Genomic DNA, 11,501 nt, shown 5'->3' with positions numbered 1-11,501 from the left:
CACCGATTTACCCGTGCTTTTCTAAAGACTAAACTTTTTTCAAACTCACGTTAGAATATGCATGGAAACGACGCGAGATTGAAAATTATATTGTATCCGACAAACAGGTACTACTTAACTGGGCACTTGCTGAAGGAGATGAACAAACCGAGGGGCCAGTGTTCGCGTCATTATGGGGGGCTACAATTGAAGAAACTATTACAGAGATTGAAAGTGCCCTAATAACTCTCGGTAGAGGATCACCTTGGTCAGCAGATATCAAAGTGACTGACGATTTTCTAGATCGACTTTTTGAAGCTTTCTTTGAAAAATTGGAAATGACAAATCTCATGAGAAAAACGAATTATCACACTTTGGTTCAATATCTGCCAGCGGAGCAGATTGACCCTGAGGTCACCGAAGTGCTTGATGCTATTTTAGAGGTTGCCAATAAAGCAGTGCCGTTGAGTAGTAACCCATAATCTATAAGATGGAGGAAAAACGTGGAATATAGAAGACTGGGAAAAAGCGGAATTAAGGTATCCGAAATCTGTTTGGGAACGATGACCTTTGGTCATGGAGCCGACGAGGCGGAAACAAACCGTATGGTAGACCTCGCCCTGGATGCCGGTGTCAACTTTTTTGACACGGCGAACTCTTATGCCGAAGGTGAATCCGAAGTCCTCCTTGGCAAAGCACTCAAGGATAGGCGACGCGATGCCGTCGTCGCGACGAAGTTTTTTAATCCCATGGGCACCGGTCCCAACGATTCCGGGATGTCCCGTGCACATATCATGCAGGCGATTGACGACAGCCTCAAACGCCTCCAGATGGATTATGTGGACATCTATTATATACACCACGTTGATTCGCAAACCCCATTAGAGGAGATGCTCCGCGCCTTAGATGATCTCGTTCAGCAAGGGAAGGTGCGTTATACAGCATGTAGTAACTACCAAGCGTGGCGGTTATCCGAAGCGTTATGGCTCAGCGATGTAAACAATTGGGTCCGCTTTGCGTGCTATCAACCGCAATACAGTCTCGTTGTTCGGGATATAGAACAGGAGATTGTGCCGCTTTGTGAACTCAAAGGACTCGGTGTTGTTGTGTGGAGTCCATTAGCCGGTGGGTTTCTCTCTGGTAAATACAAACCGGGCGAGCGAACGCAAGGCGGAACGCGATCCGCGGAGGGGTGGGCATACCCGGAACGCTATTTCGCAGAAAACGCCGATGAAACGTTACAGGTGCTTCTTGACGTTTCTGATGAGCTTGGACGGAGTCCTGCACAGGTGGCATTACGGTGGGTCCTTGATCAACGAGCGATGACTTCGGTGATCGTCGGGGCGAGGCATACCGGACACCTGCGCGATAATCTCGGTGCAGCCGGATGGAAACTTGAAGCGGACGCACTCCAAAAACTCAATGCGGTCTCACATCTGCCTGACCGCTATCCTGAAGCGATGGAAAAAAATATGCATGAACGCAGGGATAGCGCCGTTGATATGCCTCGGTTGTAGATGACAAATGCAGCGGAAAGCCGAACTTTTCTCTTGCGGATTTGACTAACTTAAACAGTGAACACTTTTTAACGAATGAAAGTGGCACGGAAGAACGTATTATACCCTTTCACGCTGATTGATGTCAGGAGGGAGTCTCCATGTTAGGATTAGGAAGATGGAAAATTATTGCAATTGTCGGGGCAGTCGTCTTGATAGTAGCCGCTGTCGCCGTGGGGCGTATCGTCTTTACAAACTCAGACGGAACAGACGGTGCTGAAACGCCAGAAATAAAGACCGCCATGGTTGAACGCGGTGACATCGCTGTAACAATTGACGCGACCGGGACCATCAAGCCGTTGAATATTGTTGAAGTTAGTTCCAAAGCGAGCGGGAAGATTCTCGAGCTCAGGGTTGATGCAGGCGATTACGTTGAGAAAGATGAGATCATCGCCGTCATTGAAACCACCTACGTCCAAATTAGTTTGGAGCAGGCTGAAGCCGATTTGAGATCCGCGCAAGCGCGCCTACAACAGGCAGAAATTGACTTTGAACTCCAGAAAGAGCAGTCGGCAATCCAGATTCGTCAGGCGGAGGAATCTCTGATTGAAGCCCAGCAGCGACTCGTCCAGTTGAAGGAGGAGATCCGCCTTGAAAAGATAGCAAATGCCCGCGGTGTAATGGACGCAGAAAATAGCCTCAATATTGCCAAAATTCGGTATAAGTTGCTAACCTCTGGTGAGGTGCGGGAGGAAAATAGACGCCGCGCGAAAAATTCGTTGGATCAGGAAGAGGCGAACTTGGAATTGGTAACAGCAGAACATAAAAGAAATCAAACACTTTACGCGAAAGAACTCATTTCACAAGCATCGTTAGAATCTTCACAGGCACAACTTAAGTCCGCACAGGCACGCTATCAGTCTGCTGAAGAAAATCTGAAATTGGTTGAGAAACCCGCGACTGAAGCCGAACTCGAATTGGGAGCAGCCGATATTAAAAAGGCGGAATTTAACCTTGAAGTTGCCAGGGAGCGAGTGGTGGCTGAAACCACACGAGACATGGATATCGAACTGCAGCAGCAACGGATCGTCCAAGCGGAAGAGGCTTTGAAACTTACAAAGGCGAACCAGAAACAGATTGAGCGTAAACAACGCGATCTGGAGACCGCACGCTCATCAGTCAAACGCAGTGAAACGCAACTGGAACTCCGTCAGATTGAATATGACGATACCATCATCAAAGCACCCATCGCTGGAACAATCTTGGAAAAGAAAGTGGAGCAAGGGCAGGTAATTACCTCACGCCTCTCCTCACTCGCCTCGGAAGAAGGACAGACGCTTGTCACCATGGCAGACCTTGACACCGTCTATGTCGTAACAGAGGTAGATGAGACCGACATCGGTAAGGTGGAGATAGGACAACCCGTGACGATTACCGTCGAAGCCTATCCCGATACGCCATTTCAGGGGGAAGTCTTGAAGATCGCGCCCCAGGGACAATCCATTCAGAATGTGACGACCTTTGAGGTAACCTCTGAGTTGAAAAATGTGGAAGCTACAAGCACACGGCAAGGGATGCGGGCTGGTGCCGGAAGGTGGGGCGGCGGGACCCGTCCCGATATGGCGAATATGACCGATGAGCAGCGCGAACGTTTCCGTGCGATGCGTCAACAACGGCAGGCAGAAGGCGGGGGGCCAGGTGAAAGATCAAGACCAACCCCGCAAGAAGCAGAAGCACCCGCGCAACCGACACAGGAGCAACCCGTTGCAAGCGCCGAAGAGGCTGATGGAGGAGACGATTGGGGCGGACTTTTCGGCGGTTTCTTTGCGGAAGCCCCTCCTGAAGAAGCACCCGCACAAGCCGAACCGGCAGAGACTGATGAGGCAAAGATACCCTACCTCAAACCCGGAATGAACGCCACCGTCCAGATTTCGGCTGTTAACAAAACCGACATTCTCACCCTTCCCCCTGAAGCAGTGCTCGACATGCGAGGTAGGAAGATGGTCAGAATTGTTGGTGAAAATGGTCAACCCGGGCGTCCACAACCGATTGTCGCTGGTGTGAGCAGTTTTGACAAGATCGAAATTGTCTCTGGACTCACTGAAGGAGATATCGTCGCGATCGGCGGCATGCAACGCGGGGGTGCTGGGGGCGGTGAGGATTGGCGGCGACGCATGATGCAGAACCCAGCCTCCACAATGCGCAGAATGACTGGCGGTGGCGGACGCGGACGGTAAATACTATCACTTGGCTGGTAGAAGGGAACTCCGATTCCCGACACATTCTGTAGAATTAATTGAAGACTATGGTAAACCAGAAAAATAAACAGACATTTTCCGCCGACCTGGTAGGCGAGGATTGTATCTTCGCCTCTTTAGAATGTCTAATTAATTCTAAGTTTTACCATAAATGGCATCGAGAGGGAAGATTATGAGTATCTTGGAGAGTCTTACAAACGCATTGAGTGCCTTGCTGGCAAATAAACTCCGATCTATGTTAACGATGTTAGGGGTGATCATCGGTGTCGGTGCAATTATAACCACGACCTCAATTGGTGAAGGCGCGAAAGCCGATGTCACCGAACGAATTCAGACGCTGGGTGCGAACATTCTCGCTGTTCGCCCAGGTCAAAGCAGGTTCCGCGGGCGCGGTTCTGCGGATGCCCGTAAAAGTCTCACTGTTGCGGATATGGAGGCGTTGGAGGCACGTGGGCAGACTTTTGGATATGTCACGCCGGAGGTGAGCAGCCGCGCACAGGTGAAGTACCTAAATAAAAATGCGAACACAACCATCGTTGGAACGTCCCCAGAATACCTCGTCACGGCGAATTTTACCGTTGAGAAGGGCAGATTTTTTACAGACTCTGAAATCCGGTACCGTCAACGCGTATGTGTCCTCGGCAAAACCGTTGTTGACAATCTCTTTGGGGAAGTGGAACCCGTCGGTCAGACCGTTAAAATTAAGAATGTCGGTTTCCACGTCGTAGGCGTTATGAAGGAGAAAGGCGCGAGCGGATGGCGAAACCCGGACGACCAAGTTTTCATCCCCTATTCCACCGCTATGAAGCGTGTTTTCGGAGAGGATTATCTCTCCAGCATCAGTATACAAGCGAATGACGGTAAACTCCTTGAGGCAGCGGAAACCGAGGTAACAGAGTTGCTCCGAAAGCAACACAAAATCGCCCCAAATAAAGAACTTGACTTTCACGTCCGGAACCAGGCAGAATTCATGGAAACCTTGGAAGAATCAAACCAGACCTTTACGAACCTGATTTTGGGGATTGCTGTCGTTTCTCTCGTTGTCGGCGGTATCGGCATCATGAACATTATGCTCGTCTCTGTAACGGAGCGGACGAAAGAAATTGGGCTTCGTAAAGCCGTTGGCGCACAGCGTTCCGATATCCTCGCTCAGTTCCTCGTGGAGTCCACAAGCCTCGCCCTCGTAGGCGGGGTCATTGGTATTGGGGTCGGTATAGCCGGCGCGGAACTGGTGACATCCTTCTGGGAGTGGCGAACCCTGGTCTCGCCGATGTACGGAATGGTTTCTTTTGTTGTTAGCGCGTTGGTAGGCATCTTTTTCGGGGCGTATCCGGCATGGAAAGCCGCAAAACTTCATCCAATTGATGCACTCAGGCACGAATAATGCAAGGAAAAATTAAAACATGGAAAAGATAGCAGTTATTGCAGGTGTAGGTCCCGGTTTAGGGGCTGCGCTTGCCCGTAAATTTGTAAACGAAGGCTGTAATGTAGCATTACTGTCTCGCTCATCCGCCTACATTAAAAACCTCTCCACGAGATTGGGAGAATCCGGACGCACAGTTATCCCTATTCCCACAGATATTGCTGATGCGGAGCAGGTATCAGGGAGTTTTGATCGCATTCGAGAGGAACTCGGTGCTCCCGATATCTTGGTAAATCATGCCGCAAACGCCGCGTGGGGGAGTTTCGCAGACCTCACACCTGAAGCGTTTGAGGGCGCGTGGCGCGTCTGTACCCTCGGTGGGTTTCTCTGTTCAAAGCAGGTCGTTCCGGGGATGCTCAAGAAAGGTGGCGGAAGTATTCTCTTTACAGGAGCAACCTCTGCTGTCCGTGGGAGGGCGGGCGCGTTGGCGTTTAGCAGTGCCAAATATGCGACGCGCGGTTTAGCCTCGGCACTCGCTCGCGAAGTCGGTCCGCACGGTATCCATGTCGCCCATGTCATCATTGACGGGGTCATTGATACGCCGGGCGTCAGGCAACGCTATACACTCTCGGAGAATGAGCCGCTCCTTGAACCCGATGCCATTGCCGATACCTATTGGGCTTTGGTGCAGCAGGATCGGAGCGCGTGGACTTTTGAGGTGGATGTCCGTCCCCATAACGAGGAATTCTTTACGTAGATTTTTCCATCAGATCACGGAAGGCGCACTGATACAGCGCGCCTTAAATTTCTACGAACCTAAAACGTGCTCTCTTTTGAGGTCAACGGACACCAGCGCGTCGTCTCAAGATAACGAAGGAGCATAGCCTTCGCCTCTCGTGTCCCGATACGATGCAGCGCGTGAACCGCATCCCCGCGGACATAACGGTTTTCATCGAACAGCACGTTGTGTAAACTCTCAACCGCCTCAGCCGCATTCCGACCAATCCGTGCCAGCGCGAAGACCGCATTGCGTCGGGCACCATCGTGCGGATCCGTTAATGCCTTCACAAGACCGGGAACAGCAATGGAACTCGATTGACTCGTTGTTCCTAACGCCTCTATCGTATGCGACCGCACGGAACCTGACGCATCCGCTAACATTTCCACCAACGCAGGCACCGCAGATTCTGCCTTATTTCCCAAATCGCCGAGTGCTTCCGCCGCGTTATCCCGCACATGTTCACAAGAGTCTTTCAACGCCGCCTGCAAGGCATCGACGGCAGGCGTTCCAACCGCATTGAGCGCATAACACGCATTTCGGCGCGTCATCTCCGATTCATCTTGCAAACACCGCACCAATGCAGGCACTGCCTTCTCGCCAAATCGGGGCATTTCATAAGCCGCCTGCAATCCTGTCGATTCCGATGTGCTGTTGAGAGAACTGATTAAACCCGACAGTGATGCGCCGTTCGATGTTTTGTTGTGGGAGGGATTTTCAACCCCGAATTCCTGGCCCCGATGCCAGTTCCAAAGGTGCTGGAACATCTCCTGATGTTCAGAGGGTCCCACAGATGTGCCGTTTGCCCACTCTGTTTCCTTGTTTGCCCAAGTAGGTTCCTGCGGCTCTGACATCCGGGCATAGAGGAATTTCATCATGTAGCGTTTCTTCTCACTGCTGTTAGGCATTGCACGGTGCCAGAGGTCGTAGTTTGCGAAAGCAACCGTTCCCGCTTTTCCCATGATCGGTTGTTCCGGCGAGACCTCCGCGCCTTCACGCGTGCTATAATAATGGCTCATCGGGACCACACCCGTTGGACCGAGTTCGAGGGGAGTATCTTGTGGGTAATAGAAAACCAGCAGCCTGCGGGTATGATGAGACCAGCGTTTCCCTCCATCTTGGTGCATCCCTTGTCCATTGCTACCGGGAGGGTTGTAGTGCGGATGACGGTGCGGTTGCTTGTAGTGGTCCGCGCCAAGTAGGCTTGTCAGGGCTCCACTCACGTTCGGATCGTCAAGAATTTGCTGGATCTCTGGGATCCGCGGTATCATATTATTACCGGGATTGCCTTCCTTGTCAAAAACCGTTACCGTCTTTTCGTAGATTGCATCGTGGAATTGCGCAGGCAATGTCGTAGTGACGGTCACATAACCGTTCACAATGAAATGCCGCATCTGCGCGTCACTTAAGAGGTGTACTGCCATCTTTCCTCCTTTTCTAAAACTTATACCATTTCTGATTGAACTTGTAGCATAAACTTTAGCTTGTGCTTTTTTCACTTATTACGTTAAGTTCAATCCCAAAAACTCTTTATTTTTCTTCTACGAACTTTGCCCTTAAGGTCGATCCATTTCGCCCCAGCAATATACAATGTATTTTCCTGTTTTTCGGACTTGTGGATTTGTATCGTTTCTACCTGCATGAGCGGTTCACTTCTGTTTGACGCTCTCTTTTTGTCCCGTTTCTCTCTGCTTTTCAATGCGTATCCCTCCTTTTCAACGCCCCCCACGTCCCAGTCAGGATTCGTTTGCGTTGTAGACTGGGGGCAGCGGCAACGATAGCTTCCATCGCTTTCTGTTTAACAATCAACACATCTACTTCGTCAGTTTTATCATCGCCGTTTACATCTGTGTCATAAGTATTTTTATTCTCTATGGCACTCCGCACAATCAAGACATCAGATAAATCAACGTAACCGTCATCATTAACATCTGCATCTATTTCTCCACTCGCGAGTATAGGCGGACGCGGTGTAGACAGAACAGAAAGGAGCCGCGATTTATCTAAAATTATCGCTTCATCTAAAGTAAAAACAAGATCATCCACTGATGTGATCATATCATTTTTGCCCATCACCCGGCGTTTACCTTCATGAAAAAGAACATCTACATGATCCAATCCAAAAGCATGTCCAAGTTCATGTGCGAGGGCCCAACGCAAATATCCTGGTCTTAGTGCAGGCAACAACATTAAACGGTATCCAAACTCAGTCCCTCCAGGTTTACCGTCTCGCCCCCAAGTCAAATAATTATATCTTCCAACTACATTTCCACCTAATCTGTCGGTACCCGCCAAAAAAACAATATCTCCAGTATTGTCATTTGCTATTTGCCCATACCAAAACTCAAACCACAATTTATGCCCTTTACCCAAATAATCTCTCAAAGTATGATTACCTTTCTGAACTCTTATATTGTCGTTATACCTAAAGGTCTTACGCCCAAAACCGTGCCGTTCCATCTCGTCGGCATAAAACGTCTGAACATCCTTAACTATTCTATTAAAAACATTGAGTTTACTCTCATCTGCTCGCTGATCCGAGGGGATAAGATAAATCACCTCAAATGGATCTTGCGCATAGGCTAAGGAGGAAAAAAACAATAAACTCATAACGAAACAAAACTTTCTCATGAGATATTCCCTCTATTCTTCTCGTTATATTCCTCAATCATAAGTATGATACCACAACAAGGTAAAACGACGCGCCTGGACCATTCAATTTTCCGTGAAATTCCCCAAATTTCATAAGGGGGTCTGGAGAGCGACAACTTAAAAATCCGCGCAATCCGCGTCATCCGTGTCATCCGCGATTCAGACAATTTAACAATTCAATGACCCTGACGACGCGCAACTTTTAGCACACTCGATTGGAATTCTTTTTCAGTCATCGCTTCTCCTTTCAGGCTCACCCAACAGACGCTCATTGCGCGAGCGAGTGTCGGCATCTTCGCCTAAAATACCAGCCCCAACAAAGTGCAAGCACCAATCATAAAGGCTCTCGTCGCTCAGTTGGATGTTCGCTACTAACTTTGATAAATCACCTTGGATGTCTCCTACATCTTTGACAGCAAGCAAAAATGCTTCACTGTTACCATCTTCCTCATATTCCTCGAGTGCTACGGCGAGATACGCCTTTGCATACGTAGAATCTGCTAATCGCTTCCTGAGGCTCTCTTCATAGTTCCTACATTTTCTTCTTGCATCGACCCTTTAAAACGATTATACTTCACAAGCGAAAAATTTTCAAAGGCATTGTTGGTATGGAATATAAACTCTTAAAAATGGTATAAGAACTGTTTATCAGAGATAGCGTAACGACAGGAGGTCAATTTGTGCCGCCTGTCTCTTTTTTGTTGCATGCCAAGCCATTTTATGCTATCCTATGCCTAAAGATCCGGTAAACCTACGACGCAAACGACCAACGGAAAAGGAGACACCTTATGGCACCCGCACATCCTCTCCCACTTCCTTACGCACCTACAGAAACGGCGGAACTCTACCCGGAATCGGATGGAAAACCTATGGCTGAAACGGAACGCCATTTTAGAGAGCTCCTCAAGAATTTTAATCGCATCGAAAATCATTTCGCTCACCTCCCAGATGTCTATGTCCTCGGGGATATGATGATGTATTATGAAGAGGGGGACCCCCGTAAATCTATCTCGCCTGATATTTTCGTTGCTTTCGGTATCGGTAAGAAAGAACGGCGTATCTATAAGATATGGGAGGAGGGCAAACCCCCGGACTTCGTCTTAGAGTTCGCTAGGTAGTGTTTACATTGTGGCTCCGGATCCAGTCATGGCAAGGCTTCCATAGTTCTGCAATATCCATTTGATCTATAGACGTAAATTCTGATAGGCACTGACTTCCGGACGATTTTGATGATGGAATGTAAACACAACGTAGCAAAGGGACCTATCGCACTGACCTGACGCGAAAGGTGCAGCTTTATGCGGAGATCGGGATTCCTGAATACTTCATCTACGATGTGGATAGGCGTTATTTACCGTCCCCTTTGCTCGGGTTTCGTCTCATCGGAGACGCTTATGTTGAAATAGCATCCCTCGCCAGGGGTGGTCTTCCATCTGTGAGGCTGGGTTTAGAGTTCCATCTGCTTGATGAGAGTTTAGGAATTTACGATCCTGAGGCAGAAGCATGGCTAAAAACGTCTGCTGAACGCGCTGAGGACGCAGAAGAACGCGCCAATCAAGAAGCCGATGCTCGGCAGAAAGCAGAAGCCGAGGTTGTCCGGCTCCAAGAGGCGTTAGCACGTTTGAGCAATATTAGAAAATGAATGTTAGGTTTTTAGGTAAAATTAAAGCGGATCTTGACGCACAATATACCAACGTTGGAGGTTTCAGCATGGGACGCAGTTTTGACAAATCACTCGCATGGCAGAAGCGAGCCAAAGCCGCATTGGTCGGGGGTGGGCAACCCCATAAACAGAGCAGCCCTCCCAGACCTGTTATGATTGCAGGCGCGAAGGGCGCGCATTTTTGGGATGCCGATGGAAATGACTATATCGATTATCTGATGGGATTTGGACCTATGATCCTTGGACACGCCTATCCAACTGTGATTGATACGGTCACAAAGTATCTCGTTGAACGGGGGAATGTTTATAATTTCGGACATACCCTTGAGGTAGAACTCGCCGAAAAGTTGGTTCAGATTATCCCATCGGCGGACCGGGTTGCTTACTTTGTGGGCGGGTCGGATGCAACAACCGGCGCGATTAAGTTCGCTCGCGCATATACCGGTAGAGAAAAAGTGATTCGATCCGGGTATCACGGCTGGCATGATTGGTGTAGCCACGCGCGTGGACACCTATCGGGAGCTGCCGCCGCTACACTTAGCGTCGATTTCAACGATCTTGAAGGACTTGCTGACCTCTTTAAAGCACACCCTGACGAAATCGCTTGTTTGATTATGGAACCTTCCGGACAGGATCTGCCCAAAGACGGTTATCTTGAAGAGGCAAAGGCGCTCGTCAATGCCAACGGTGCCTTGATGATTTTTGACGAAGTCAAAACGGGATTTCGCTATTCGTTGGGCGGTGCACAGGAATATTTCGGGGTCACCCCGGATATGTCCGTTTTCGGAAAGGCACTCGCCAACGGGTTTGCGACGGCTGTCGTTGTCGGGAAAAAAGAGATTATGGATGAGGTGAGTGATGTCTGGGTAGCCGCAACCTTCCACGGCGAGGTATCGCTTGTTGCCGCCGCAATCGCCACAATTGAGGAACTTGAGGCGCAGGATGGTGTCGCCTTCATGTGGAAACAGGGGCAGAAGTTGCTGGATGGCTACAGAGAAATGACGGTGCGTCTCGGTATTGAGAATGCCCGTATCGGTGGCATCGGCCCCATGCCCTACTTCGGCTTAAGTACCAACAGCGATGACGAACGCCAAAAACGGTTCCATGAGACCTTCTACGAGGCAACCTTGGAGGGTGGTTTATATCTGCCTGAAGGGCATATCTGGTTCATGTCCATGTCGCATACCGATGAAGATGTCGCGAAGACCCTGAGTGTCTCTGAGGATGCTCTCAAACGCGCCAAAGCGGCATAGTAAGAACAAGATCGCTGAAGGATCGTAAGGATCAGGAATGTGAATTACGCTTTCTGTAA

The 11,501-nt window shown here is 49.4% G+C and carries 9 protein-coding genes and 1 pseudogene; 7 read left to right on the top strand and 3 right to left on the bottom strand.

Going from position 1 to position 11,501, the window contains the following annotated elements; genetic code table 11:
* The first annotated feature begins 482 nt into the window (after window positions 1–482).
* The 4 genes from F4X88_01780 to F4X88_01765 all read left to right on the top strand — a co-directional run bounded on the left by F4X88_01780 (window position 483) and on the right by F4X88_01765 (window position 5,853).
* A complete protein-coding gene (locus F4X88_01780; GenBank protein MYA55001.1) occupies window positions 483–1,496 on the top strand; it encodes an aldo/keto reductase in 1,014 nt (337 codons plus the stop codon).
* Between the two features lie 140 nt (window positions 1,497–1,636).
* Window positions 1,637–3,712, top strand: a complete 2,076-nt coding sequence (locus F4X88_01775) for an HlyD family efflux transporter periplasmic adaptor subunit (protein MYA55000.1) — start codon at window positions 1,637–1,639, stop codon at window positions 3,710–3,712.
* Window positions 3,713–3,905: 193 nt separating this feature from the next.
* Window positions 3,906–5,117 (top strand): FtsX-like permease family protein, encoded by a 1,212-nt coding sequence (locus F4X88_01770; protein ID MYA54999.1) that lies wholly within the window; start codon window positions 3,906–3,908, stop codon window positions 5,115–5,117.
* A gap of 19 nt (window positions 5,118–5,136) precedes the next feature.
* Window positions 5,137–5,853, top strand: a complete 717-nt coding sequence (locus F4X88_01765; GenBank protein ID MYA54998.1) for an SDR family NAD(P)-dependent oxidoreductase — start codon at window positions 5,137–5,139, stop codon at window positions 5,851–5,853.
* Between the two features lie 59 nt (window positions 5,854–5,912).
* Here the strand turns inward: F4X88_01765 and F4X88_01760 are convergent, their stop codons facing one another.
* The 3 genes and pseudogenes from F4X88_01760 to F4X88_01750 all read right to left on the bottom strand — a co-directional run bounded on the left by F4X88_01760 (window position 5,913) and on the right by F4X88_01750 (window position 9,060).
* The gene (locus F4X88_01760; GenBank protein ID MYA54997.1) at window positions 5,913–7,298 is read right to left on the bottom strand and encodes a phytanoyl-CoA dioxygenase; all 1,386 of its coding nucleotides are present in this window, start codon (window positions 7,296–7,298) and stop codon (window positions 5,913–5,915) included.
* A 271-nt stretch (window positions 7,299–7,569) separates the two neighbouring features.
* Window positions 7,570–8,505, bottom strand: a complete 936-nt coding sequence (locus F4X88_01755) for a hypothetical protein (GenBank protein MYA54996.1) — start codon at window positions 8,503–8,505, stop codon at window positions 7,570–7,572.
* A gap of 417 nt (window positions 8,506–8,922) precedes the next feature.
* Window positions 8,923–9,060: pseudogene (locus tag F4X88_01750) on the bottom strand (transcriptional regulator).
* A gap of 254 nt (window positions 9,061–9,314) precedes the next feature.
* On the opposite strand from F4X88_01750, the gene F4X88_01745 reads away from it, so the two are divergent.
* The 3 genes from F4X88_01745 (at window position 9,315) to F4X88_01735 (ending at window position 11,442) form a co-directional block, all read left to right on the top strand.
* Window positions 9,315–9,644, top strand: coding sequence for a hypothetical protein (locus F4X88_01745; GenBank protein ID MYA54995.1), 330 nt, complete (start codon window positions 9,315–9,317; stop codon window positions 9,642–9,644).
* 158 nt (window positions 9,645–9,802) lie between these two features.
* Window positions 9,803–10,168 (top strand): hypothetical protein, encoded by a 366-nt coding sequence (locus tag F4X88_01740; GenBank protein MYA54994.1) that lies wholly within the window; start codon window positions 9,803–9,805, stop codon window positions 10,166–10,168.
* On the top strand, window positions 10,165–11,442 hold the full coding sequence (locus F4X88_01735; GenBank protein MYA54993.1) for an aminotransferase class III-fold pyridoxal phosphate-dependent enzyme: 1,278 nt from the start codon (window positions 10,165–10,167) through the stop codon (window positions 11,440–11,442). The genes F4X88_01740 and F4X88_01735 overlap by 4 nt, the downstream gene beginning before the upstream one ends.
* Window positions 11,443–11,501: the final 59 nt, after the last annotated feature.

Source organism: Candidatus Poribacteria bacterium (genome assembly GCA_009839745.1).
Lineage (GTDB): Bacteria > Poribacteria > WGA-4E > WGA-4E > WGA-3G > WGA-3G.
This window is presented reverse-complemented; position numbering and strand designations above follow the sequence as displayed.

Bases quoted from the DNA above. Each gene is read 5' to 3' on its own strand.
- F4X88_01775 (MYA55000.1), top strand. From the start codon at position 1,637: ATGTTAGGATTAGGAAGATGGAAAATTATTGCAATTGTCGGGGCAGTC.
- F4X88_01770 (MYA54999.1), top strand. From the start codon at position 3,906: ATGAGTATCTTGGAGAGTCTTACAAACGCATTGAGTGCCTTGCTGGCA.
- F4X88_01765 (MYA54998.1), top strand. From the start codon at position 5,137: ATGGAAAAGATAGCAGTTATTGCAGGTGTAGGTCCCGGTTTAGGGGCT.
- F4X88_01760 (MYA54997.1), bottom strand. From the start codon at position 7,298: ATGGCAGTACACCTCTTAAGTGACGCGCAGATGCGGCATTTCATTGTG.
- F4X88_01755 (MYA54996.1), bottom strand. From the start codon at position 8,505: ATGAGAAAGTTTTGTTTCGTTATGAGTTTATTGTTTTTTTCCTCCTTA.
- F4X88_01745 (MYA54995.1), top strand. From the start codon at position 9,315: ATGGCACCCGCACATCCTCTCCCACTTCCTTACGCACCTACAGAAACG.
- F4X88_01735 (MYA54993.1), top strand. From the start codon at position 10,165: ATGAATGTTAGGTTTTTAGGTAAAATTAAAGCGGATCTTGACGCACAA.